Consider the following 24,245-nt stretch of genomic DNA (forward strand, 5'->3'; position numbering starts at 1 on the left):
CCTCGGCCGCGCCGCCCAGCTGACGCCGGACGCCGAGCCGCGCGCCCGCCGGCTGCTGGCCGCGGCCGAGGATGCTGTGCGCTGCGGCGAGGCCGAGCGCGCCCGCGGCCTGCTCGACGAGGCCGCCGGGCTGACGGCGGACCCGTTGCTGGCGGCGGACGTCGAGCGGATGCGCGGCCACGTCGAGCTGCGCCGCGGCTCGCCGGCCGCCGCGCACGAGCGGCTCGTCCGCGAGGCCGACCGGGTCCGCACCCGCGATCCCCGCCGCGCCTCGGCGATGTTCCTCGAGGCGTCGGTCGCGCACATGGTCACCGGCGACCTTCAAGAAATGATCGCGGCGGCCGAACGCGCGCGTGTACTTGCTGCGGGCGCGGAGCCGGCCGTGGAGCTGCTGGCGACCGCCGTGATCGGCGAGGGGCAGATCGCTCTGGGCGATATCGCCGGCGGCGGCGCGATGCTGCGCGCCTGCGAGCCGTACCTGATGGAGGCCGATCCGCTCGCGATCGTGGAGATCGTCGGCATGGCCGGCCACGCCTCGATCTGGCTCGAGGACTGGGACGCGGCGTCCCGGATCCTGTCGCGGGTGCTGGGCGTCGCGCGCTCGGCCAGCGCCGTCTCCGCGCTGATCCACCCGCTCGCGGTGCAGGCGCATCTGGACCTGCGGCGCGGTCGCTGGGCCCCGGCGCTGGCGGGTGCGTCGGAGTCGGCCGAGCTCGCCGAGGACACGGGCCAGTTGGCGCTCCTCCCCCACTCGCTCGCCGCGCTGACCCTGGTCGAGGCGAGCCTCGGCCACGAGGCCGACTGCCGCAAGCACGTGGCCCGCGGGCTGGAGCTCGCGGGTCGCGAGGGCGACACCGTCTCCTTCCATGCCGCGTTGGGCCTGCTGGAGCTCGGCCTCGGCCGCATCCCCGAGGCGATCGAGGCGCTGGAGACCGGTCACCGCGTGATGCTGCAGCGCGGGCTGAGCTCGTCGGTCGTCCTGCTGCGCCCCGACCTCGTCGAGGCGTACATCCGCGCCGGGCGGCGGGAAGAGGCGGAGGTCGTGCTCGCGCGGCTGGACGCGGACGCGGACGCGGCCGGGCCGGGCGCGCCGGCGACGCGCGGCGCAGCGACGAACGGCGCCGCCGCCGGCGCGCCCGAGCACCACGCCGTACCGCGCTGGCCCGCTGCGGTCGCCGCCCGCTCGCGCGCCCTGCTCGCCCCGGACGACACCTTTCGCGGCGAGTTCGACGTGGCACTCGCCCTCCATGAGAGCCTGCCGATGCCGTTCGAGCGCGCACGCACGCTGCTCGCCCTCGGCGAGCGCCTGCGCCGCGCCAAGCAGCGCGCCGAGGCGCGCGAGCCGCTGACCGCCGCCCTCGACGCCTTCGAGCGCCTCGGCGCGCGCCCCTGGGCCGAGCGCGCCCGGACCGAGCTGCGTGCCACCGGCGGGCAGGCGAGTGGGCGCCGGTCCCAGGCTGCCGCCGAGCAGCTCACGCCGCACGAGCTCCAGATCGCCGTGCTCGTCTCGCAGGGCATGACCAATCGTGAGGCCGCCGCCGCGCTCTTCCTCTCACCGAAGACGATCGAGTACCACCTCGGCCAGATCTACCGCAAGCTCGACGTCCGGGGCCGCGCGCAGCTCGCGCGGCTGATGGCGATGGAGCTTCCTGAAGGCGAGCGCGACCCCGCCGTGCTCGCCGACGCGCTCGGCTGAACCCCCTTCGGGGTGTCCGGGTCATGCTCGAGGCGATGAATCAGGGGTCGAACGTCGCGTCCTGAGCGACCGCGATCTCCAGCAGCAGCGGGGTGTCGCGTACGGCGAGGTCGTCGAGGACGGCGTCGAGCGTGGCGACGAGCGCTTCGTGCGTCTCGATCCGGCGCGCCTCGCAGCCTTGGGCCTTGGCCATCGCCGCGATGTCGACGTCGTCCAGCGCGGGCCACGGGCCGGCGCTCCCGGCGCGCTCGGCCAGGCGGTCCATGATCGCGTAGCCGCCGTTGCGCAGGACGATGAAGAGGACACCGGTCCGGTACGCGACGGCGGACCAGAGCGCCTGGATCTGGTAGAGCGACGAGCCGTCGCCCACGACGGTCAGCACCGGGCGGTCGGGGCGGGCCATGCGCAGGCCGATCGCCGCGGGGAGCGCGAACCCGAGCATCCCCATCGCGCTGATGAAGCCCAGCGGGGCGGTGGCGGGGATGCGGGCGTGCAGCTCGGGGCGGCTGCTGGGGGTCTCCTCGAGCAGGATCGCGTCGCGTGGGAGGCGGTCGGCGAGCGCCTGCAGCACGTGGGCGGCGCGCAGCGGCTCTCCATGGTCGGGCGGCGGCGGGTCTGGCGGCGGCGTACGGGGCGTGAACGTGTGCTCGCGTGCGTCGACCGCCTCGGCCAGCGCGGCGCACAGCGCGGCGGGATCGCCGAGCACGGCGAGCTCCACCGGGCTGCGGTGCGCCTCCTCCGGGTCCTGGGTGACGAGCAGCAGCCGCGTGCTCGGCTCGACCAGCGGACCCGGGTCGTACGGGTACTGGCGGATCGCGCCGGTGCCGACGATCAGGACGGCGTCGTGGGGCTTGAGCGTCTCGCGCAGCCGCTCCCGCCTCGCCGGAAGATGGCCCGCGAACTGCGGATGGTCCTGCGGGAAGCCCGCCTGGGCACCGAACGGCTCCTGGAACACGGGTCCGTTGAGGCGCTCGGCGAGGGCGATCAGGGCGGTCCAGCCGGCGTAGCCGTCCGCGCCCGCCCCGGCGACGATGGCGGGACGGGAGGCCTCGTTGAGGACGGCTGCCAGCGCCTCCACCGCGGCGGGGTCCGCGGCCTGGGAGCGCAGCAGTTGGGCTGGGCCGATGATCTCGTGCGGCTCGGGCGCGGGCGCGGACCAGTCGTCCATCGGGACGACCACCAGCGCGGGTCCGCGGGCGGTGGTGGCCTCGTGGTAGGCGCGGACGATCGCGCCGGGGACGTCCTGCGCACGGACCGGCTGCTCGGCGGAGACCGGATAGCGGCCGGCGAGACCGTCGAGCTTGCCGGCCAGGAACGGGTCGAGCGCGAGGTGACGGCGGTCCTGCTGCCCGACCACGATCACCAGCGGCGCCCGGTTCAGGCGGGCGGTGGCGATCGCGGCGACCGCGTTGCCGAGCCCGGGCGTGCTGTGCAGGAGCGCGAGCGCCGGGCGCCCCGCCCCGAGCGCGTGGCCGGCCGCCATCGCCACGACGCTGCCCTCGTGCAGGGCGAGGACGAACGTCAGGTCGTCCGGCAGCCCGGCGAGCAACGGCACCTCGGTCGAGCCGGGGTTCGAGAAGATCGTGGTCAGCCCGAGGCGCCGGAGGACGTCGAACGTGGCGTCGCGGACGGTCGTCACTGCGCGCAGATTACGGTAAATCGTTTGACTTTTGCCGTCGAAGTGGCGGAATGTCAGCATGAGATCGTTCATCGCTTGAACATCCGTCCGCTTTGACGTACAAAGCACGCCGTAGGTGCTCGACACCCTCTACATCGACGCGGTCGAACAGGCCGACGCCCTCCTCAAGCCCAAGCGGGTCGAGGTGCTGCGCCAGCTCGCCGAGCCGCGCACCTGCACGCAGATCGGCCAGGTGCTGGGCGACACGCCGCAGGCGGTCTACTACCACGTCAAGCGCCTGCAGGCCCACGGCCTGGTGTCGCTGGTCGAGGAGCACCGCGTCCGCGGGATCATCGAAGGCGTCTACCAGGCGGTGGCGAAGTCCTTCTGGGTCTCGCCCGCGATCGTCGGCCGGCTCGGCGACGCCCGCACCCGCGAGGCGCAGCTCGGGCTCGGCTTCCTGCTCGACCTGACCGAGAGCCTGCAGCGCGATCTCGCGCGGCTGGCTTCCGGTCCCCCCACGCTTCCGTCGTTCGGCATCGCGGGCGACATCCGGCTGGCGCCCGAGGACGGCGCGGCGTTCGTGTCCGAGCTGCAGCGCGCGTTCGGCGAGGTGCTGACGCGCTACGGCGGTGGCGAAGGCCATGCCTTCCGGCTCGCGCTCGCCTGTTACCCGAATCTTCCGCCCGGCGAAGCCGAGTAGCTGCTAGAGGTCTCGCTCGTTGTGAGCGACCGGCCCGAATTCATCGTCGAGTACCTCGAGCCGTCGGCCGGGATCGAGGCCGAGCCGCTCCCCGACGAGTTCTCCTCGTCGCGCCTGCGGCACTCGCTGCTGATCCTGGGAGCGATCGTGCTGGTCGTGATCGCCGTGATCGTCCTCGTCCCGGGACTGAGCTCGCTGCGGTCGCGCTTCAGCGGCGCCTCGGTCGGGTGGCTCCTGTTCGCCGTGGTGTTGCAGCTCGCGTCCTGCTTCTCCTATGTGCTCGTGTTCCGCGGCGTGTTCTGCTCGAAGATGAGCTGGCTGACGAGCTCAGAGATCGGGCTGTCCGAGCTGGCCGCGAACTCGGTGCTCTCGGTCGGCGGCGCGGGCGGGCTCGCGCTGGGCGCGTGGATCCTGCGACGCGGCGGGCTGGAGACCGCGTACATCGCACGCCGGACGGTCGCGTTCTTCCTGATCACCAGCTTCGCCAACACAACCTTCCTGGTGCTCGGCGGGCTTGGGCTGGCCACGCACGTGTTGCCCGGGTCGCCCTCGTGGGTGCTGGGCGCGATCCCGGCCGCTGCGGCGCTCGCGGTCATCGGCGGCGCGCTCGCCGCGGGGCGGCTCACGCGCCGGGTCTCGCGTCTGAAGGTCGTCGCCGAGGGCGTCGAGGAGGCCCTGCGGCTCCTGCGCACCGGGAGCTTCGCGATCCTGTTCGGCGCCGCCGGCTACATGCTCTTCGACGTCGCGATGCTCGGCGTCTGCTTCGTCGCGTTCGGGAACCCGCTGCCGCCGGTCGGCGTGCTGCTCGTCGCCTACATCATCGGCCAGCTCGGGTCGCTGATCCCGATCCCGGGCGGGATCGGCGGCGTCGACGGCGGCCTGATCGGCACGCTCGTGATCTACGGGATCGACGCCACCGACGCCGCCGTCGCGGTCATCGCCTACCGCGGCCTGCTGCTGGCCATCCCGGCGATCCTCGGCCTGCCCGCGCTGGCGGTGCTGCGCCGGCGCCTGCGCAACGAGGCCCACGACATCGCGGCATGTGCGCCGGGCGAGTCGGTCGAGGTGCTCGGGCGCGGCCTCGTCGAGCGGCCCGCCCCGTTCATCTAGTCGAGCTTCTCTTCCAGGCGGGCGACCGCGTCGCGGGCTTCGTCGAGCGCCGTCCGCGCCTGGTCGAGCACCCGCTCCGCCGCCTCGGCCTCGGCCACCGCGTCCTCCGCGGCCTTCTGCGCCTGCTCGAGCGCGGCCCGAGCCTGATTGACGGCATCCTTCGCGCCCCCGGCGTCCTCCTGCGCACCGGCGAAGACCCGCTCGCGCACCCTCAGCGACATGCGGGCCTCGCGCAACTCGTCCTCGAGCGCCTCGCGCGCCGCGGCCGCCGCGCGCTCGGCCTCGGCGGCCTTCGCCGCCGCGGCCTCGTCGGCGCGCGCCTGCGCGGCGGCTCGCTTCGTCGCAGCGTCACCGCCGTCATCGGCGGTCTTCGCGGCGCCTCGCTTCTCCGCGCCCGCGGCCTCGCCGGCGCCCTTCGCGGCGCCTCGCTTCGCGGTCGCGCCGCCTGTGCTCGCCGTGTCGGCGCTGGGCGTCGTCCCGTCGCCGGCGCGCTTCGCCCTCCCCTTCGCGGCGCGCTGCTTCTCCTCGCGCGGCGCGGGCTCGAGCGCGAACGGCCACGCTCCGCCCGCCTGCGCCTCGTCCACCAGGCGCCCCGCGGCGAGCGCGTCGCGCAGCGCCTCGTCGGTCGCCGCCGCGTGGAGGGTCGTGCGCAGGCGGTCGGCCATCGCGCGCGAGAGCGTTCGTCCGGCCGGGCGGTAGGCCATTGCCGCGGTCATCACGGCGTCGACGGCGCGGCGCTCGGCGAGGGTCGCGTCGCGCAGGCCTTGTCCGCCGCCGCCGGAGACCGCCGCCTCCTGCGCCGCGCGCAGCTCCGCGCCCGCCTCGAGCATCGCCTCGATCAGCTCGGGCTGCTCGCGCGCGACCTGGTTCGCGGTCCAGGCGGCGGGGGTCGGCTTCGGCAGCTTGGCGACCACCGCGGCGGTGTCGCGATCGCCCGCCTTACGGATCTCCTTGGCGGCGGCGGCGCGACCGCCGATGAAGTCCTCCAGCGGGAGCGAGTAGAGGTGGTCGACGTCAGCCATCGGGCCCGACGGCGGCGCTGACGGGGCCGTTCCCGATCCTCCAGGCGCGCGGCATCGCCGGGGTCGTGAAGGGCGTGGCGATGCCGCCGGCGCCGACGGCGATCAGGCCGGCGGTGCCGAGATCCGCGAGGCCGGTGAGCGCCCGCTCGCACGCTTGCGCCAGCGGCAGGCCCGCGTGACGCATCAGCGCATCGACTTCGTGGGCGAGCGCGACGCGCATGATCGCCTCACCGTCGCCGGTGCAGGAGATCGCGGCGGTGTGGTCGTCCGCCCACGTCCCGGCGGCCAGCAGCGGCGAGTCGCCGACGCGGCCGGGATGCTTGCCGGCGCTGCCGCCGGTCGAGGTCGCGGCGGCGACCCCGCCCCGCGCATCGCGCGCCACTGCTCCGACGGTGCCGCCGCGGCTGTCGTCACCCGCCTCGAAGGCGCGCTTGCGGTCCTCGGTGTGAAACCAGTCCTCCGGCTCGGTCGCGAGGCCGGTCTCCCGCGCGTAGGCGCTCGCGGAGTCGCCGACCAGGAAGACGTGCCGGCCCTCGTCGAGCACCGCGCGGGCGGCGGTGATCGGGTTGCGGATGCCGGTCAGCGCGGCCACGGCGCCGGCGGCGCGGTCGGAACCGCGCATGATCGAGGCGTCGAGGCCGATCGCGCCGTGCTCGTTGAGCGCGGCGCCGCGGCCGGCGTTGAAGCCCGGGTCGTCCTCGAGCACGATCACCGCGGCCTGCACGGCGGCGAGCGCGTCTCCCCCGGCCGCCAGCACCGCGTGACCCGCTTCGACGGCGCGGGACACGCCGTCGCGCGCCTGCTGATACGCATCCGCCGGCCACTTCCCGGCGCCTCCATGCACGACGATGGCGATCTCGGTCACGGCGCCGAACCCTACTTTCCGAGCTGCGGAGCCGGGCCGCAGGCGGCGACGAACTCCCAGTACGGACTCGTCACGAGCGTCTTGTAGCCCGGGTCGCGCGGCGGCTCGAGGCCCTGGCCGTAGAACCACTTCGCGCGGATCACGACCGCGGGGCGCTCGGGGCGGGCGTCGAGGTCGCGCAGCGGCAGATCGAGGCGCCAGGCGACCAGCGACCGCGCGCGGCTGCTGGTACGGATGCGCGAACAGCGCACGAGCGCCTCGCGCCCGCCGGCGCGCGCGAGCACGCCGTCGAAGGCGCCCGCGGCGGCGGCGCGCGAGGACAACTCGCGCGACTGCGTGCGAAGGTCACCCGCCGTGACGGCGAGCACGGCCCCGATGAGCACGAGCGCCCCGATCGGGGCTGCGAAGGTGACGCGGCTTCCGAACAGCATGGACGCGGCGCGCACCGCACCCACCCCGGCGAGTGCGGCCCCGATCGCCGCCGCTGCGACGAGGTAGCGCGGATTGCCCGCGTAGCCCGCGGTGGTCATCAGCGCGACGATCGCCACCCACCCCAGCGCACCCGCGGCGAGCAGTCGCGCGGTCCGCCCGCCGAACGCGGCGGCGAACAGCGCCGCGGCCAGCGCCGGGAGCGTGAAGAGCGTCGCGGTGTCCCCGAGCAGGGCGAGCGCCGGGATGTCCGCGAGCTTCGCGCTGCCGGGGCTGGGAATTCCGCGCGCGGTCTTGGACGCGTCGAGGGCGCCGCCGGCGCCGACCAGATCGGGGCCGAACCACAGCAGCGGGATCAGCACACCGGCGAGCACGACCGCACGGCGTTCCGCCGGATGGCGAGTCCACATCCAGACCCCGTAGGCGCCGAGGAACGGCCAGACCTCCGGCCGCATCAGCGCCGCGGCCGTCAGCAGCGCGAGCGCGGCGCGATGGCGCCCCGACAGCCCCGCGACGACCGCCCACGTGACCGCGGCGGCGAGCAGACCTTCGGAGTTGCCGAGCGCCGTGTTGTACGCCCACCACGGGGAGAGTGCCATCACCGCCGCCGCCGCGACACCCGCCCAGCGCCCGCCGAGCCGCGTCGCCAAAGCGAACGCTCCCGCCAGCGCGAGCAGCCCACCGGCGCGCGCGACGATCAGCCACAGCGCGGGCGTCGCGCCACCGAACAGCGCGAGCGGCGTCGTGAACAGCACCGGGAACGGCTTCCACGACGGCCCGCTCGAGGTGTCGAGCGTGAGCCGCCCGACCTCGCGCCCCCACACCGACCACGCCAGCGGGTCGAACGCGAGCGCGTAGGGCCGCAGCAGCGACAGGGCGGCGAGGACGAGCGCCACGCCCACGACGAGCGCTCCCTGGGCGGCGACGCTCCAGCGCTGCACGTCCGGCGCGGGACGCGCGACTGCGGTCAAGGACGAGCGTCCGGGGCGATACGAGCCATCATCCGGTCACCAGTTTGACGAGCACGACGAGCAGGATCAGCAGCGCCGCAACCGTGACCGTGGCGACGAGGCGCACCGCCCACAGCGCGTACGGCGAGGGCGGGACCTTCGGGACGCGCTGGGAGGCGTGGGCGCGGGCCGCTTCGACGCGCCGCTGCGTCCCCTCGGGCGTACGCACCGAGCGTGCGGGCGGCTCGTCCATCGCGAGCGTGCCGTTCGCCGTCGAGGCGGAGAGCTGGCGTCGCTGCTCCGCCGTATCGGAGCGCAGCGTGTCCAGCTCGCGCTTGAGGCTGCGCGAGGTCGCCCGTTCGCGCTCGAGGTCGCGGGTGATGCGCTCGACCATGCGGCGCGACGCTTCCTCGGCGCCTTCGTCGACCTCGCTCGACAGCAGCTCCTCGCGCAGCCGCGCGACCTCGGCCCGCTCGGCGCCGAGCTGACGTTCGAAGTCGGCCCGCGCCTGCTCGAGCTCGGCGCGCAGCTGCTCGGTCTCCGCCGCTTCGGCGACCAGCGTCTTCTGCGCTTCCTCGCGCGCGGTGGCGAGGCGGGAGTGGACCTCGGTGGTCGTCGCGCGCTCGGTCTCGACCCGCTTTGCCGCGTCCTGCCGTGCCTCGTCGAGGGAGCGGTCGCGCTCAGCGACGTCGCGTTCGAGCCGGGCGATCTCCTCCCGCGCGACCGCGAGGTCGGCGCTGACGGTCTCGCGCGCCGACTCCAGCTCGCGCACGAGCGCGCCGAGGCTCGCCTTCTCGTTCTCGGTGTCGCCCGCGGTCGCCTTGAGCTGCTCGATGAGCCCGGCGAGCTCGTCGCGCTGCTCGCGGATGCCCCGGAGCTCCTCGAGCTCGTCCTCGAGCGCTTCGTGGGCGGCGCGCAGGCTCCCGTGGGCGAGGCGCAGGCCCGCGAGCTCCTGGTCGGCATCGACGCGCGCGCCCTGCGTCTCGCGCAGGGCGGCGAGCTCGGCGGCGAGACGCCCGCGCTCGGCCTCGAGATCGGCGAGCCGCTCCGCCGGCGCCGCACCGGCCAGCGACGTGCGCAGTTCGTCGCGCTCGGCTTCGAGGTCGGCGAGATCAGCCGCGAGGCGGTCCCGCTCGCTCTCCAGCGCCGTCACGCGCTCGTCCGGCGCGGCGTCCGCGTGCTGCGCCGCCAATTCGGCCGCGAGGCGGTCGCGCTCGTCCTCGGCGGCGCGCACGGCCTCGGCCGATGGCGCGAGGGTGAGCGCGGCGCGCAGCTCGGCGACGGTCGCGCGCAGCTCCTCGTTGTGGACCCGCAGCTCGCTCTCCGCGGACGCGCCGGCGCGCCGGCGGCGGCGGCGGGGCGCCGGGAGCTCGACGACCAGCGAGCGGCCGATCTCCAGTTCCGCGCCCGCGATGTCGTCGCCCGACCAGGCGAACGAGGCGGTCCACGGCTCGTCGGACTCCTGCGTGCCCGACAGGCGCTGACGGCGCCCGCCGGCGTCGACGGTCAGCGCCGGGCGCGAGATGCGGCGCCCGCGGACGCCGTTCCAGCGGCCGACGACCTCGAGCCGGTCGTCAGCCGTCCACTCGAAGCGTTCGAGCTCGAAGGAGACCTCACCGACCGCCGGCATCAGCTCTCCTTGCCGGCCTCGGGCGGGTCGGTGAGCAATGACGTGCTGGAGCGCTGGACCGGTGCACCGGCCTCGGTCGGCGGCGGGCGATGGTCGACCGCGGCGACGCGCCGGCGCCGGTCACGGCCCTCGACGCCCACGGCCACCGAGACCTTGGTGAGACTCAGTACGGCACCGATCACCATCACGACGGTCGCGGCGAACGCGAGCCACGCGCCCGTGCCGCGGCTGCCGACCTGGTTGTGCGGCTCGAGGATCTGGTTGGCGACGAGCACGAACGCGGCGCCGACGATCCACGGCACCCAACGGCGCTCTATGAGATCGACGGCGGGCGTGATGAGGCCCGCGGCGGCCACCACCGCCGCGATCGCCAGCGCCGCGAGCAGGAGGTCGGTGATCTCGAACAGACGCCAGGCGTTGACGTCGTCGGCGCCGGCGCCGTTCGGGATCGCGGCAACCGCCGCGCCGTAGTCCACCCACGGCAAAAACAGGCTCACCAGAAGTACGAGTGCCGCAAGGGCCAGCACAAACGGCCCGATGTCGAATCTGCGAGTCAACGGGTCTCCTCTTGTGGAGTTGACGCGGACAAGGATGACAAGCGGCCCCGCCAGACCGTCGCACCGAGAATCGTTCCAAGCCTGACAAACGCCGAAATCCGCCGTTTTTCGCGTTCGCTTGAGGGCATTCAATCAGGAGGCGCTCCGCAAGTCTCCCGACCGGGATCTCTACCGCGCGGGCGGGTCGCCGACACGGGCCGCCCGCGCGGCGTCCCCTGCCTCGGCGGCCAGCAAGGCCGCCGCAGACTCACCAAGGTGCTTACGCAGCACAACCGGCCCGTCGCGCTCCAGCCCCCGCACGAGCGCGGCGTGGTCGGCTGCCATGCGCTCGACGCTCCAGAGCGGTTCGAGCTGGGCGAGGAAGAGCTGCAACTCGCCGTTCAGCGCGGCGTGCGCCGCCTCGATCCGCGGGCTCTCCGCCGCCGCCACGATCGCGCCGTGCAGCTCGGCGTGCGCGGCGTTGATCGGTCCCCACGCGCCGTTCGCGCACGCCGCCTCGAGCTCCGCGAGCGCCTGGTGCACCGACGCGGGCAGGCGCCCGCGATGGCGTTCCAGCGCGAGCCGCGCCGCCTCGACCTCGAGCGCGGTCCGCAGCTCGTAGAGCTGGACGATCTCCTCCGCGGTCAGGCGCGTCACCCGCGCGCCGCGGTTGGGCTCGATCCGCACCAGGCCCTCGGCCGCGAGCTCCCGCAGCGCCGCGCGCAGCGTGTGGCGCGACACGCCGTGCCGCGCCGTCAGCTCCTGCTCGACCAGCCGCTGCCCACCGGGCCGCTCGCCTTCGAGGATCTCCTGCCGCAGCGCGGCGACGACCGTCTCGACCGTGCTCACGCCGGGACCGTAGCGGGCCGGCGCACGTCGGGCGCCGCGAGCACCAGCAGCCCGCCGAGGATCAGCACGGCGCCGAGCGCGGCGGGCGCCGACAGCCGCTCGCTCAGCACGATCACGCCCAGCAGCGCGGCCGTGAGCGGCTCGGCGAGGGTCAGCGTGGCGGTCTCGGCGGCGCTGAGCCGCTTGAGGCCGCGCGCGAACAGCAGATACGCGAGCGCGGTCGGGATGACGCCGAGGAAGACGATCAGCGCGGCGCCGCCGGGTTCGGCGATCCACCCGGCGCCGGTGATCGCCAGCACGGGCAGGAGCAAGACCGCGCCGAGACCGAACGCCCCCGCCATCACGGTCTCGGGCGAGTGCCCGCCGCCGAGCATGCGCTTCGCGGCGAGCGTGTAGCCCGCGTACGACGCGCCCGCGCAGAGCGCCAGACCGACCCCGGGGAGCGAGATGTCCGCGTCCGCTCCCGCCAGGGCGAGCAGCGCGACGCCGGCGCAGGCCAGCGCGGTCGCCGTCGCCCAGGCGCGGGTGGGCGACCTGCGGTCCACCGCCCACTCGAGCGCTCCGGCCAGGGCGGGCGCGGAGCCGAGCGCGACGATCGTGCCGACGGCCACGCCGGTGTCGTGCACGGCGGCGAAGAACGAGAGCTGGTAGGTGGCGACCGCGCCGGCGGCGAGGATCAGCGGCCTGCGCGCGAGTCGCCGCAGCGAGCGCGCCCCGCTGGTGAGCAGGGCGACGAGGACCAGGAGCGAGCCGCCGACGAGGATCCGGCCCGCTCCCACCCCCGCGGGCGCGAGGCCGTCCGGGCCCAGCGCCTGGGCGGTGCCGGTCGTGCCGAAGCAGAGGGACGCGAGGAGGACCTGGAGGCGGGCGGTGCCGGACATGGAGCGCATTGTTCCACAATCGGCAGGATTGTTCAACAATCTTAGGTCTTGATTGCCCTGGCGAGCAGTTTGTCCATCGCCCTGCCCGAGAGCGCTCGCGCGAGCGCCGCCTGGACGCGTGCGCGGTTGCCGACCACGTACCGGGTGCGGGGCCTCGCAGTGCTCAGCGCGGTGGCGATGACCCGCGCGACGGCCTCGGGCGGCTCGCCCTCCTCCCCCTGCTTCTCCGCCATCCCGCGCAGCTTGGCGACGAGCGCGTCGTAGCGCTCGTGGGCGATCGGGGGCATCGCCGCGTACAGGGCGTCGGCGGCGGCGAGTGAGCGGTCCCAGATCGGGGTGGCGATCGAGCCGGGCTCGACGAGGATCACGCCGACCTCCTGCTGCTCGCGGCGCAGGGCGTCGCTGAGCGCCTCGAGCGCGAACTTCGACGCGGCGTAGGGTCCGTAGAGCGGGAGTGCGACCCGGCCGGCGATCGAGGAGACGTTGACGATGCGCCCCTGGGTCGCTCTGAGCGCGGGCATGCAGGCCTGCGTGACCGCCAGCTGGGCGATCACGTTGATCTCCAGCTGCCGTCGCAGTTCCTCGACCGGGAGGAACTCCAGCGGCGCCGTGACGGCGATCCCGGCGTTGTTCACCAGGCCGTCGAGGCGATATTGCGCGAGCGCGGCGACGTCCGGCGCGCGGGTGACGTCGAGCCGGACCGGGGTGACTGTGGGGCCGAGCGCCTCGCCGGCCTCGGGGGTGCGCACACCGGCGAGCACGTTCGCGCCGAGCTGAGCGAGGTGGAGCGCCGTCGTGCGGCCGATCCCGGACGAGGCGCCGGTGACCAGCACGGTGCGGCCGTCGAGCATCTGGGCGAGCCTATTGAATGTGGGGGTGCTGTTCGCCGAGCTCGCCGCCGCCACCGAGGACGTTCGCGCTTTGAGCGGGCGGAAGGACAAGGTCGCGCGGCTCGCCGCCGCGCTTGCGTCGCTGGACGAGGGCGAGCGGGCCGCCGGCGCCGGGTACCTGGCGGGCGCGCCGCGGCAGCGGGTGCTCGGGGTCGGGTGGGCGTCGTTGAAGGAGCTGCCGCCGCCTGCTTCCGTTGCTTCGTTGTCGGTGGCCGAGGTGGACACGGCCTTCGATGCGCTCGCGGAGTTGAGCGGGCCGGGCTCGCAGGGTGCGCGCCGTGCCGCGCTGACCGCGCTGCTGGCGCGCGCCACCGAGTCCGAGCAGTCGTATCTGCGCGCGCTGATCATCGGCGACCTGCGCCAGGGTGCTCTGGCGGCGGTCGTCGGCGACGCGATCGCCCGCGCGGCGGAGGTCCCGGTGGCACTCGTGCGGCGGGCGCTGATGCTGCGGGGCGATCTCGGTGCGGTGGCCGAGGCGGCGCTCGGCGTGGGCGCGGAGGCGCTACAGGCGTTCCGGCTCGAAGTCGGCCGGCCGATCGCGCCGATGCTCGCCTCGACCGCTCCCGATCTGGACGCCGCGCTGGAGAAGACGGGGGCGGCGGCGGTGGAGTGGAAGCTCGACGGCGCGCGGATCCAGGTCCACCGGTCCGGCGACGACGTCGGGATCTTCTCCCGCACGCTGGACGACGTCACCGCGCGGCTGCCGGAGGTCGTCGCCGCGGCGCGCGCCCTGCCGGGCGACGCGTTCGTGCTCGACGGCGAGGCGATCGCGCTGCGCGACGACGGGACGCCCTACCCGTTCCAGGTGACCGGCTCGCGGTTCGCGAGCCGGTCCGGGCACACGGTCGTGCTGACGCCGATGTTCTTCGATCTCCTGCACCTCGACGGCGTGGATCTGCTGGATCGGCCCGGCTCCGAGCGGGCGGCGGCCCTGTCGGCGCTGGTGCCTTCGGAGTGGCGGGTGCCGCGCGGCGGCCCGGAGATGCTCGAGGCCGCCTTGGCGCAGGGGCACGAGGGCGTGGTCGTCAAGGGGCTCGACGCGCCGTACGAGGCGGGGCGGCGCGGCGCGGCGTGGGTGAAGGTCAAGCCGATCCACACGCTCGATCTCGTCGTGCTGGGCGTCGAGTGGGGCTCGGGACGCCGGCGCGGGTGGCTTTCGAACCTGCACCTCGGCGCGCGCGGGCCTGACGGCGGGTTCGTGATGCTCGGCAAGACCTTCAAGGGCCTCACCGACGCGCTGCTGGAGTGGCAGACGCAGAAACTCCTGTCCTTGGAGACGCATCGCTCCGGGCACGTCGTATTCGTGCGGCCGGAGCTGGTGGTCGAGATCGCGTTCGACGGCGTCCAGACCAGCCCGCGGTATCCCGGCGGTGTGGCGCTGCGCTTCGCCCGCGTGGTCCGCTATCGCGACGACAAGCCCGCCGCCGAGGCCGACACGATCGAGACCGTGTTGGGCCTCAGACCACGGTGATCACGATGATCAGCAGGACGACCAGCGCGACCGCGACGGCCGCCATCGCGGTGAGCTTGGTCCGCGCGTCCCACTCCTGCCCGCCTCGCCGCCGCGGCGTGCGCGGCGGCAGCGGATCGGCCTGGGCCGACACCACGTCCTGCGCACGCGAGAGCTCCCGCTCGAGCCTCGTCACGTGCGCCTGCGCGGCGTCGGCACGCGCATTGGCGACCGCGAGCCGCCCTTCGAGATCGACGATCTCCTGCGCCCGCGCCACCGCGCTCTCGTGATGCGACGAGAGCGCCTCGATTCGCTGCCGCGCCTCGGCGAGCTCGTGCGCGAGCGCCTCCCGCTCGGCCCGCTCCTCGATCAACCGCCGCTCGAGTGCCAGCGCGGCGATCTCCGCCGTCACCGACGACGGCGCGTGCGCGGGAACGGCGGGAGCCGCCGGCTCGCGCTGCGCGTCGACCTGGGTTGACGATTCCGGCGCGCTGGCGGTTTCCGCGTCAGCCGTGGGTGACGGCGAGGAAGCGGGCGGCAAGACCCGCGAGGCCCGTTCGGCGGGCCTCTCGCGGGCGGGCGAATCGGCGCCGGCGGGCGGCGAGACACGCCCGGCGGGCAGGGCCGGGACGGGCCCGGCGGTCGTGGGCGGCGGCGAAGCAGGGCCAGCGGTGGCAGGCGGCTCCGCGGCCGGCCGAGAAATGGGCTCGGCGGGCGCGGGCGGTGACGAAGCAGGCTCGGCGGTGGCGGTCGGCTCCGCGGGCGGCGAAACGGGCCTCGCGGTGGCGGGCGGCGAAACACGTTCGGCGGGCGGGGCCGGGACGGGCGAGTCGACGACGGCGGGCGCCGGAACGGACCCTGCAGACGCGGCCGGCTCCGTGGGCGGCGGCGAAGCCATCTCGGCGCCGGCCCCGGGCGCCTCGACGGCGGAGGGCTCCGCGGCCGGTGCCGGCGGCGTGACCGTCACGGCACTCGGACGGCGCGACTTCGCGGCCCTCTCGGCACTCACGCCGGGCGACTTCGCGGCCTTCCCGGCGCTCACGCCGGCCGCCTTCGCGGCCCTCTCGGCGCTCACGCCGGGCGACTTCGCGGCCTTCTCGACGCCGGACGCCGCGGCGACCGGCGGCGGCTCTTCGGTTGCGGCAGGCGGCGGCTGCGACGGTGGCTCTCGGCGTGGCGCCATTTGGCGGGGCGCTTCGCGCTTGGTCCGGGGACGCGGGGACAGCGCTGCGGTCTTGAGGTTCGGGCCCGGAGTCGGAAGGTCGAGGACGATGTCGGTGGAGACCTCGAGGCGGGCGTCGGTGATGCCCGTCTGCTCGCCGCGCCAGGCGAAGGCGGCGGTCCAGGCATCGGCGTCGGGTGACCAGGGTTTGTGATCGAGCAGCGCGATCACGCGCCGGCGGCGGCCGTCGACGCGGAGGTGGAGCGTCGGGCGGACGAAGCGCTGGCCGCGGACGCCGAACCAGCGACCCGTGACTTCCAGGCGGTCCGCGGCCGTCCACTCGAAGCGCTCGATCTCGAACGTGAGCTCGGTCAGGGGATCCGCCGTTGTGTCCGTCCGCGTCATAGACGACCCGTGTACCCATCCTGGCACGACCTGCTGCTTCACTGCTTGCGGGATGAAGCGACGGATCGCGGTGGATCTGAGCGTCCTCCGTGACAACCGCCCGCTGCGGAGGCTGATCTCGGGGGAGCTGATCTCCGGCCTGGGGTCACAGGCCGCGCTGGTCGCCATCCCATACCAGGTCTACACGCTCACGAAGTCACCGGCGCTGGTCGGCCTGCTCGGGATCGTCGAACTGCTCCCGATCGTGATCTGCTCGCTGTTCGCCGGCGCGATCGCGGACCGGGTCGAGCGGCGCAAGCTGATGTTCGGCGCGCAACTGGCGATCGCGGCCTCCGCGACGGTGCTCGCGGCGATCAGCTTCGCCGAGGACCCGCCGGTGCTCTTGATCTACCTCCTCGCCGCGCTCCTGGCGGGCGGGTCGACCGTCGACAACGTCACCCGCTCGGCGGTCGTCCCCGCGCTCGCCGGCGACCGCCTCAGGGCCGCGTTGTCGGTCAGCTACGGCCTGCACCAGGTCGCGGCGGTCGTCGGGCCGGGCATCGGCGGGCTGATGATCGCCGCCGTCGGGATCGGCTCGGCGTACACGATCCAGGCGGCCGGGTTCCTGCTCATGCTCGGCATCACGGTCACCCTCCCCCGCCTCGACCCCGCGCCGACCGACACCGAGCACCCGCCGATCCTGCAATCGATCCGGGAAGGGCTGACGTTCGTGCGCCGCAACAGCGCGCTGATGGGCTCGTTCGCCGCCGACCTCGTCGCGATGACCTTCGGGATGCCGCGCGCGCTCTTCGCCGTGCTCGCCCTCACCGTCTTCGACGCGGGCGCGAGCGGGACCGGCCTGCTCTACGCCTCCGTGTCCGCGGGAGCGGTGGTCGGCGCGCTCACGACCGGCTGGGTCGAGCACGCCCGCTGGCTCGGCCGCGTCGTCATCGGCGCCGTCGCCGTCTGGGGCCTGGCGATCGCCGGCGCCGGCTTCATGCCCTCGATCTGGCCCGCCGCGGCACTGCTGGCGATCGCGGGCGCGGCGGACAGCGTGAGCGCCGTGTGCCGCTCGATCATCAACCAGTCCGTCACGCCCGAGGAGCTCCGAGGCCGCATGTCCGCGACCTTCATGCTCGTCGTCACCTCCGGGCCGCGGCTCGGCGACCTCGAGTCCGGGATCGCCGCCTCCCTGACCACCGCGGGCGTCGCCGTGGTCAGCGGCGGACTGGCCTGCGTCGCCGGCATCGCCCTGATCGCCGTGCTGTTCCCCGCGCTGATCGCCTACGACGGCCGTCAGTCCGTCGTGCCCTGAGCCTCCGGGACGGCCTCGTCGCCCTCGCCCGCCGCCTTCGGAGCAGCGGGAGTGGCGGGAGTGGCCGGCGCCGCGGGCGTCTTGATCTCGATCGAGACGCTGCCGGCACCCGCCTTCAGCGTCATCTGCAGCTTGCCGCCGACGTCCTCGAGCGTCCGCACGTGGGGCGTCGTCGCATCCAGCGTCGCGTCGGGGAACGTCTTGGCGTGGAGCTTCTGCGTCATCGAGAAGCCCTGCGGGAGCGCCTTGGCGGGCGTCGGGTTCGAGGCGTTCTTGACGAACGGGGACGCGTCGATGCCCTTGCCGATCGACACCTTGTCCGGCCCGCCCATCTTGCCGGTCGAGTCCAGGTCCCAGCCCGAGGAGCCCGCGGCGTTGGCCTGCAGCGTGAACGGCCCGAACGGCGTGTCGGCGGTCAGCGAGTCGAACTTCTCGTTGATGTTCTCGCCGTCCAGCCCCGCCGCGGACGCGCCCGCGGACGTGAACGTATGCACGAAGTGGCCTTCGTAGGTGCCCGCCGCGGTCCCCGCGATCGCCGCCGGCTTCTCGATCAGCTTGAAGCTCGCGTCGGCCCAGGAGCTCTCGTTGTCGGCGCGGACCTTCATCGAGCCGCCGGGCTGCTTGGGGTCGAGCGTGATCGCGCCGCTGGACTCGTCGATCTTCGTCGCGGCGGCGGGCGCGACCTTGTCCGCCACCAGCGAGTACTTGACCGTGCCCGCGCCGGCGGGCGTCGCGGCCGCGGTGATCGTCGTCCCCGACAGCGGGATGCTCGCCTTCGGGGGCGTGATCGTGACGCCGGTCAAACTCGCGGCCGTCGCCTCGTCGCGGCCACGGCCAGCGCCGGGGCCGGCTGCGGTGTGACCGGAGCGGGTGCATGCTCGACGGCCACCTGCGCGACCGTACCAGCGCGTGGAGGCGCCGTAAATCAGTTGGGCGCGGCGCGGTGCCCGGGCAGCTTGACGACGGTCACGAAGAACTCGTCGATCTGGCGCACGACCTCGATGAACCGGTTGAAGTCCACCGGCTTGGTCACGTACGCGTTGGCGTGCAGGTCGTAGGAGCGCAGGATGTCCTCCTCGGCCTTGGACGTCGTGAGGACGACCACCGGGATCGAGCGCAGCTCCGGGTCGGACTTGATCTCGGCCAGCACCTCGCGCCCGTCCTTGCGCGGCAGGTTGAGGTCGAGCAGCACGAGATCCGGCCGTGAGGACCCGGGCGCGCGCAGGTACTCCATCGCCTCGACGCCGTCGCCCACGATCTTCAGCGAGTTGCGGACCTTGTTGTGCTCGAAGGCCTCCTCGATGAGCACGACGTCGCCCGGGTCGTCCTCGACCAGCAGCACGCTGATCGGTTGGCTCTCGTCTGCGGTCATCGGGTCTCCGGATCCATGGGAAGCGTGAAGTAGAAGGTAGAACCCTGTGTATCGCCGGCCCGCTCGGTGTCCAGCCACATGCGCCCGCCGTGGTACTCGACGATCTTGCGGCACATCGCGAGCCCGATCCCGGTGCCTTCGTACTGCGTGCGCGGGTGCAGGCGCTGGAAGAGGACGAAGATGCGCTCCGCGTACTCGGGGTCGATGCCGATCCCGTTGTCGGCCACGCGGAAGCGCCAGAACGCCTCCTCGGGCTCCGCATCCACGTGCACGACCGGGGGCGCCTCGCCGCGGAACTTGATCGCGTTGGCGCACAGGTTCTGGAAGACGACGCGCAGCAGGCCGGCGTCACCACGAACGGTCGGCAATTCGCCCACGATCAACTCGGCCTCGTTCTCCTCGATCACGCGGCCGAGATCCGCCCGCACGCGCGTCATCACCGCTGCGCAGTCGACGTCGGTGTGCGGCTGCTCCATGCGCCCGACCCGCGAGAACGCCAGCAGGTCGTTGATCAGGTCCTGCATCCGCGTCGCGCCGTCGACGGCGAAGCCGATGTACTGATCCGCCCGCGCGTCGAGCTGACCCTCGTAGCGCTGCTGGAGCAGCTGGCAGAAGCTCGCGACCTTGCGCAGCGGCTCCTGGAGGTCGTGCGACGCGACGTAGGCGAACTGCTCGAGCTCGGCGTTGGAGCGGCGCAGGTCGGACTCGGCGACCCGCAGCGCCTCGAGCTCGGAGACGATGCGGGTGCGCATGTCGTCCACGTCGTCGGCCAGGTCCACCACCTCACGCGCGCCGGAGCCGCGGACCTCGCGTTCGAAGTCGCCGCGCGCGACGCCGCGCACCGCGCCGGCAAGGCGCTGCAACGGCACCACGAGCGTCCCGCGGAGCACCCACGCCACCGCGCCCACGCTGATCAGGATCACGATCCCGGTCCCGAGCACCCAGAAGAGCACGTAGTTCGCGTTGCGATCGAGCGTGTCGCGGGCCTCTGCGCGGACCGGCGCGAGCCGGGTCTGGAAATCGGTGACCGCGCGCCGCAGCCCGTCGAAGCGCGCCTTCCCGGCACCCGTCGCCTGCGGCGTGCGCGCCTGCTGCGGATCGGACTTCACCAGCGCGATGGTCGGCAGCGCGTAGCCCTCCTGCCACCCGCGAGCCGCCGCGAAGATCCTGGCGATGTCCTCCCGGAACTGCTCGAGCCCCGGCTGCTTCGACAGCCGGTCCAGCTCCGCCCGTGCCCGCGCCTCGTCGCGCAACCCGCTCTCGTAGGGGTCCAGATACGTCGGATCGCCCGTGAGCGCGTACCCGCGCACGCCCGTCTCCTGGTCGATCAGCGCCGAGCGGAAGTCCGAGGCGCTGATGACCGCGGGGCTGAGCCGGTCGGTCAGCTGAACGCGCGCATCGTTGAGGTTGCTGAGCGCGATCAGGCTCGCGACCGTGCCGAGCACGCCGACGACGACCAGCAATGCGACGGCGATCGCGAAGGACTGGCTCGCCGTCAGCCGACGGCGAGCGCTCACCGCCGCTGCACCAGGAACGCGGCGACGTCGTCGAGCATCGGACCGCCGTTGAGCTCCTCGGCGCGCTCCACGAGCGCCGTCACGAGGCCGGGCGCGTCCTCGTCCTGCAGGCCGCGGACCATCGCTTCGAGGCCTTCGCCGCCCAGCCGCCCGGAGCCGATGCCGGTCCGGCCCTCGATCAGCCCGTCGGTGTAGAGCAGGAGCGCCCACGTCTCCGGGAGCGCGTACTCGAGCGCGGCCCAGCGGGCGTCGTCGACGACGCCGAGCGGCGGGTTGACCTGGGCGGGTTCGAGCGCGGTGATCTCGTCGCCCGACAGCAGCAGCGGCGGCGGATGGCCGGCGAGCCGGACCGACACGGACGCGCGGTCGGGGGCGATCGTGATCATCGCGAGCGTGGTGAACATCCACGCGAAGTGGCGCTCGGCCTCGTGGACGATCTGCAGCGTCGGGAGGACGCCGTCGGCTTCCCCGGTGCCGAGGACGAGCGTGCGCCACGCGATCCGCAGGCAGACGCCGAGCGCGGCCGCGTCGGGCCCGTGGCCGGAGACGTCGCCGATCACGGCGTGCACGGTGCCGTCGGCGACCTGCACCGCGTCGTAGAAGTCCCCGCCCAGCAGCGCGCGCTGGCGGCCTGGGCGGTATTGCGCCGTCAGCAGCAGCTCGGGATCGGTCACCAGGGGCGCCGGCAGCAGGCCGCGTTCCAGGCGCGCGTTCTCCTCCTGGTGCAGGCGGGCGACCTCGAGCTGCTGGCGCGCCTCCTCCGCCCGCCGGCGCTCGACCGCGTAGCGAACCGCGCGCGCGAGGCCCTGCCCGTCGATCTGGCCCTTGACGAGGTAGTCCTGCGCCCCGGCGGTGACGGCCTCGATGCCGCGTCGTTCGTCATCGAAGCCCGTGAGGACGAGCACCGAGAGGTCCGCGCGATCGTTCTTGAGCCGGTGCAGCGCCGCGAGGCCGTGCGCGTCGGGCAGGTCGAGGTCCAGCAGCACGCAGTCGATCTGGTCGAGTTTCTCGCGCCGCGCGACCGCGAGCGTCTGCGCGCGCACGATCTCCACGCGCGCGCCGCTGACGTTCAGCAGCTCCTCGACGAGCAGCGCGTCGCCGTCGTCGTCCTCGACGAGGAGGATTCGAATCGGCGCTGAGGCCGCCGCGGGATCGGGGGGAGCCGTGTTGACGGTCTCGGGGGGACTCAAGTGCTGGGACTCCGCAAAGCTGCCCAAGCGTACCCACCAATCCGGCACCTTAAGCGCGGTAGCCTGGCGCCGGGTGAGAGATGCAGCGGCGGTCATGGCGGGTGGCGCGGCCGGGACGCTGGCCCGCGCGGGGCTGGCCGAGGCGCTCCCGGTCCACCCCGGCGCGTGGCCGTGGGCGACGTTCGCGGTCAACATCGTGGGGACGCTGATCCTCGGCTGGGTCGTGGTCGCTCGCGCGCAGTGGCGGCCGCTCGTCGGCACCGGGTTCTGCGGCGCGCTGACGACGTTCTCGACCTTCCAGGTGCAGATCGTCGTCCTCGGCGACGACGGCCACGTCCCCCTCGCCGCGACCTATCTGGCGGTCAGCGTGGTGGTTGGGCTCGCCGCCGCGTCACTCGGCCGCCGGCTCGCGACCCGGAGCGCGGCGCCGTGATCGCGTGGGTGGCGATGACGGTGGCCGGGTCGATCGGCGCGCTCGCGCGCTGGCGCGTGGGCCTGCTGCTCGCTCCCCGCGGCACTTTGGCGGTGAACCTGACCGGCGCGTTCGTGGCGGGAGTCGTGACCGGCGCGGATGTGGGCTCGACCGTGCTGCTGATCGCCGGGACGGGTTTCCTCGGCGGCTACACGACGTTCTCGACCTGGATGGTCGAGCGCACCTACCTCGCCGTGTCGATCGTGGCCGGCCTGGCGCTCGCCACGGCCGGCTACGCGCTCGGCTCGCTGCTCTAGCCGCTCAGCGCGGGGAGGCCGTCGATCGACTCGGAGTTGTGCTTGCGCTCGTAGACGCGCATCGCTCCTTCGCCCTCGACGCGGATGCGCTTGGCGGTCGAGAGGTCCATGTGCGGGCGCTCGCCCTCGTAGCTCATCAGCGGCACGCCGTAGCCGCAGGAGTCGGCGATGCGGGTGACGTGGACGACGATGAACGCCCGCATCGACTCGGCGATCTCGGGCTCCGCGAAGCCCAGCGCGAGCAGGTCGTCGAAGCCGTCGTCGCCCGGGCGCACGTACTCGCCCTCGCCGTGCAGCCGCAGGATTCGCGGCGGCCCGTCGAAGGCGCAGAACATCACGCAGATGCGCCCGTTGTCGCGCAGGTGGGCGATCGTCTCCGCGCCGCTGCCGACGATGTCCAAGTACGCGACGGTGTGGTCGTCGAGCACCCGCAGCGACCCGATCGGGCCTTTCGGGGAGACGTTGATGTGCCCGGAATCACCGGACGGGGCCGTACCCACGAAGAACATCGACTGGTTGGAAATCCATTTCCGCTGGTTCTCATCGATGCGTTCATAGATGCGGCCCATACCGATGAAGTCTAAATGGCGTGGTTCGCGTGGATCACATTGTCGGGGTCGACGCGGCACTTGACGGCGCGCAGCCGCGCCCACGTGTCGGTGTCGTGGGTGAGCGACGGATCGACCTGCTCCTCGGCGAAGTTGAGGTAGTGGCCCTGGCCGCTCCACGGCGCCAGGGCGGCCTTCAGACGCTGCATGTAGCCGGTCATGAACGCGCCCATGTCGGCGTCGAGCGCCATGCCGCAGAGGAACAGGACGAACTCGGCGTCGATGCCTCCCACGGCGCCGTGGCCGGGCTCGCGGCGCCCGAGCGCGCCGCCCAGCTGGCGCAGCTCGACGATTGTCAGCGGCGACCCGCTCTTGGGGCCGGCCATCTGCAGGAGCGCCTCGACGGCCTCCTCCGGGAGCGAGTCGATCAGCGCCGTGTCGCCCTTGTAGGGCATCGGCTCCTCGGGGTCCTGGTGCAGGCGCACGAGGGCGGGCGCGGGCATCGTCGCGAACGTGTCGATCTCGGGCGCGAGCGCGCGCAGCGGCTCGATCACGGCCGGATCGCCCTGGACGGCGCCGTCGATGATCACGATCGAGCGGCCGCGGATCGGCTCCGGGATCTCCGGCAGCGGCGGCAGCTGCATGATCCGGAAGGAGGTCGTGACGTGGTCGGGCGCGGTGACCGCCCACTTGGCGTAGACGGGCAGGACGCGGGCGGCCTCGCTCCAGTCCCAGACCATGAAGCCGGCGTAGACCTCGGTGATCTCGTACAGGCGGAACTCGAGCGCGGTGACGATGCCGAAGTTGCCGCCGCCGCCGCGCAGCGCCCAGAACAGGTCGGGGTCGTTGCCGGCGTCGGTGCGGACGAGGTCGCCGTCGGCTGTGACGAGCTCGATCGCGGTCAGGCTGTTGGTCTGCAGGCCGTGGCTGCGGGCGAGCCAGCCCATGCCGCCGCCGAGCGAGTAGCCGGCGACGCCGACCGTGGGTGAGGAGCCGTGCAGGGCCAGCAGGCCGTGCGGCGCGGCGGCGTCGACGACGTCCTCCCAGAGCACGCCGGCGCCGACGCGGGCGATCCGGTTGGCCGCGTCGATCGCGACCCCGCCCATGCCCGAGGTCTTGACGAGCACCGTTCCGGTCAGATCGCCGAGCGGGCCCGCGTTGTGGCCGGTCGACTGGCCCGCGACGCGCAGGCCGAGCCGGCGGGCGGCGCGCACCACGTCGGCCACCTCGCCCGCGTCGGCGGGATACACGACGGCGGCGGGGCGCTGGTCGAGCGAGAGGTTGAAGCCGGAGCGGGCGGCGTCGTAGCCATCGTCGCCGGGGAGCGCGACGGCGCCGCCGCACAGGTCGCGGAGCAGGTTCAGTTCATCGCGGGGAGAATCGATGATCGTCATGGCGG

General features: G+C 73.8%; 23 protein-coding genes. 7 read left to right on the forward strand and 16 right to left on the reverse strand.

Annotated elements, in window-relative coordinates; translation table 11 throughout:
* Positions 1-1,696: LuxR family transcriptional regulator (locus tag OM076_RS41045; protein ID WP_270046001.1), on the forward strand; the 1,696-nt coding region annotated here is incomplete at its 5' end.
* 40 nt (positions 1,697-1,736) lie between these two features.
* On the opposite strand, the gene OM076_RS41050 is transcribed toward OM076_RS41045, so the two are convergent.
* A complete protein-coding gene (locus tag OM076_RS41050) occupies positions 1,737-3,335 on the reverse strand; it encodes a thiamine pyrophosphate-binding protein (protein ID WP_270046002.1) in 1,599 nt (532 codons plus the stop codon).
* Between the two features lie 115 nt (positions 3,336-3,450).
* Between OM076_RS41050 and OM076_RS41055 the strand changes: the two genes are divergently transcribed.
* Positions 3,451-4,017 (forward strand): ArsR/SmtB family transcription factor, encoded by a 567-nt coding sequence (locus OM076_RS41055; RefSeq protein ID WP_270046003.1) that lies wholly within the window; start codon positions 3,451-3,453, stop codon positions 4,015-4,017.
* Positions 4,018-4,038: 21 nt separating this feature from the next.
* Positions 4,039-5,127: a lysylphosphatidylglycerol synthase domain-containing protein gene (locus tag OM076_RS41060; protein ID WP_270046004.1), complete on the forward strand. Its 1,089-nt coding sequence runs from the start codon at positions 4,039-4,041 to the stop codon at positions 5,125-5,127.
* Here OM076_RS41060 and OM076_RS41065 read toward each other — a convergent pair.
* The 8 genes from OM076_RS41065 to OM076_RS41100 all read right to left on the reverse strand — a co-directional run bounded on the left by OM076_RS41065 (position 5,124) and on the right by OM076_RS41100 (position 13,140).
* Positions 5,124-6,149 (reverse strand): hypothetical protein, encoded by a 1,026-nt coding sequence (locus tag OM076_RS41065; protein ID WP_270046005.1) that lies wholly within the window; start codon positions 6,147-6,149, stop codon positions 5,124-5,126. The genes OM076_RS41060 and OM076_RS41065 overlap by 4 nt on opposite strands.
* Entirely contained in the window at positions 6,142-7,014 is an 873-nt protein-coding gene (locus tag OM076_RS41070) for an isoaspartyl peptidase/L-asparaginase family protein (RefSeq protein WP_270046006.1), read from the reverse strand. Before OM076_RS41070 ends, OM076_RS41065 begins: the two co-directional genes overlap by 8 nt.
* An 11-nt stretch (positions 7,015-7,025) precedes the next feature.
* The gene (locus OM076_RS41075; protein ID WP_270046007.1) at positions 7,026-8,414 is read right to left on the reverse strand and encodes a hypothetical protein; all 1,389 of its coding nucleotides are present in this window, start codon (positions 8,412-8,414) and stop codon (positions 7,026-7,028) included.
* 28 nt (positions 8,415-8,442) lie between these two features.
* A complete protein-coding gene (locus tag OM076_RS41080; RefSeq protein ID WP_270046008.1) occupies positions 8,443-10,023 on the reverse strand; it encodes a coiled-coil domain-containing protein in 1,581 nt (526 codons plus the stop codon).
* The gene (locus tag OM076_RS41085; RefSeq protein ID WP_270046009.1) at positions 10,023-10,580 is read right to left on the reverse strand and encodes a hypothetical protein; all 558 of its coding nucleotides are present in this window, start codon (positions 10,578-10,580) and stop codon (positions 10,023-10,025) included. The genes OM076_RS41080 and OM076_RS41085 overlap by 1 nt, the downstream gene beginning before the upstream one ends.
* Before the next feature lie 168 nt (positions 10,581-10,748).
* Positions 10,749-11,408, reverse strand: coding sequence for a GntR family transcriptional regulator (locus OM076_RS41090; RefSeq protein WP_270046010.1), 660 nt, complete (start codon positions 11,406-11,408; stop codon positions 10,749-10,751).
* Positions 11,405-12,289: a DMT family transporter gene (locus tag OM076_RS41095; RefSeq protein WP_270046011.1), complete on the reverse strand. Its 885-nt coding sequence runs from the start codon at positions 12,287-12,289 to the stop codon at positions 11,405-11,407. Before OM076_RS41095 ends, OM076_RS41090 begins: the two co-directional genes overlap by 4 nt.
* Before the next feature lie 41 nt (positions 12,290-12,330).
* Positions 12,331-13,140 (reverse strand): SDR family NAD(P)-dependent oxidoreductase, encoded by an 810-nt coding sequence (locus OM076_RS41100; RefSeq protein WP_270046012.1) that lies wholly within the window; start codon positions 13,138-13,140, stop codon positions 12,331-12,333.
* A gap of 25 nt (positions 13,141-13,165) precedes the next feature.
* On the opposite strand from OM076_RS41100, the gene OM076_RS41105 reads away from it, so the two are divergent.
* The gene (locus OM076_RS41105) at positions 13,166-14,650 is read left to right on the forward strand and encodes an ATP-dependent DNA ligase (protein WP_372518142.1); all 1,485 of its coding nucleotides are present in this window, start codon (positions 13,166-13,168) and stop codon (positions 14,648-14,650) included.
* Here the strand turns inward: OM076_RS41105 and OM076_RS41110 are convergent.
* Positions 14,637-16,196, reverse strand: a complete 1,560-nt coding sequence (locus OM076_RS41110; RefSeq protein ID WP_270046014.1) for a hypothetical protein — start codon at positions 16,194-16,196, stop codon at positions 14,637-14,639. The two genes, OM076_RS41105 and OM076_RS41110, sit on opposite strands and share 14 nt — an antisense overlap.
* A gap of 52 nt (positions 16,197-16,248) precedes the next feature.
* Here OM076_RS41110 and OM076_RS41115 point away from each other — a divergent pair, with 52 nt between their 5' ends.
* Positions 16,249-17,490 carry an MFS transporter gene (locus OM076_RS41115; protein ID WP_270046015.1) on the forward strand — a complete coding sequence of 414 codons (1,242 nt, stop codon included), beginning with the start codon at positions 16,249-16,251 and terminating at the stop codon, positions 17,488-17,490.
* On the opposite strand, the gene OM076_RS41120 is transcribed toward OM076_RS41115, so the two are convergent.
* From OM076_RS41120 to OM076_RS41135, 4 genes are all read right to left on the reverse strand, one after another.
* The gene (locus OM076_RS41120; protein WP_270046016.1) at positions 17,472-18,293 is read right to left on the reverse strand and encodes a hypothetical protein; all 822 of its coding nucleotides are present in this window, start codon (positions 18,291-18,293) and stop codon (positions 17,472-17,474) included. The two genes, OM076_RS41115 and OM076_RS41120, sit on opposite strands and share 19 nt — an antisense overlap.
* Positions 18,294-18,415: 122 nt before the next feature.
* A complete protein-coding gene (locus OM076_RS41125) occupies positions 18,416-18,862 on the reverse strand; it encodes a response regulator (RefSeq protein ID WP_270046017.1) in 447 nt (148 codons plus the stop codon).
* Positions 18,859-20,379, reverse strand: a complete 1,521-nt coding sequence (locus tag OM076_RS41130; protein ID WP_270046018.1) for a sensor histidine kinase — start codon at positions 20,377-20,379, stop codon at positions 18,859-18,861. The genes OM076_RS41125 and OM076_RS41130 overlap by 4 nt, the downstream gene beginning before the upstream one ends.
* Positions 20,376-21,569, reverse strand: coding sequence for a PP2C family protein-serine/threonine phosphatase (locus tag OM076_RS41135; protein ID WP_270046019.1), 1,194 nt, complete (start codon positions 21,567-21,569; stop codon positions 20,376-20,378). The genes OM076_RS41130 and OM076_RS41135 overlap by 4 nt, the downstream gene beginning before the upstream one ends.
* Positions 21,570-21,642: 73 nt before the next feature.
* On the opposite strand from OM076_RS41135, the gene OM076_RS41140 reads away from it, so the two are divergent.
* Together OM076_RS41140 and OM076_RS41145 are read left to right on the forward strand one after the other, a co-directional pair.
* Positions 21,643-22,002 carry a CrcB family protein gene (locus OM076_RS41140; protein WP_270046020.1) on the forward strand — a complete coding sequence of 120 codons (360 nt, stop codon included), beginning with the start codon at positions 21,643-21,645 and terminating at the stop codon, positions 22,000-22,002.
* Complete coding sequence (locus OM076_RS41145; RefSeq protein WP_270046021.1) at positions 21,999-22,298, forward strand: fluoride efflux transporter FluC; 300 nt, start codon at positions 21,999-22,001, stop codon at positions 22,296-22,298. Before OM076_RS41140 ends, OM076_RS41145 begins: the two co-directional genes overlap by 4 nt.
* On the opposite strand, the gene OM076_RS41150 is transcribed toward OM076_RS41145, so the two are convergent.
* Positions 22,295-22,867 carry a pyridoxamine 5'-phosphate oxidase family protein gene (locus OM076_RS41150; protein WP_270046022.1) on the reverse strand — a complete coding sequence of 191 codons (573 nt, stop codon included), beginning with the start codon at positions 22,865-22,867 and terminating at the stop codon, positions 22,295-22,297. The two genes, OM076_RS41145 and OM076_RS41150, sit on opposite strands and share 4 nt — an antisense overlap.
* An 11-nt stretch (positions 22,868-22,878) precedes the next feature.
* Positions 22,879-24,240 (reverse strand): FAD-binding oxidoreductase, encoded by a 1,362-nt coding sequence (locus tag OM076_RS41155; RefSeq protein WP_270046023.1) that lies wholly within the window; start codon positions 24,238-24,240, stop codon positions 22,879-22,881.
* Between the last annotated feature and the right edge of the window lie 5 nt (positions 24,241-24,245).

This window comes from Solirubrobacter ginsenosidimutans (genome assembly GCF_027587205.1).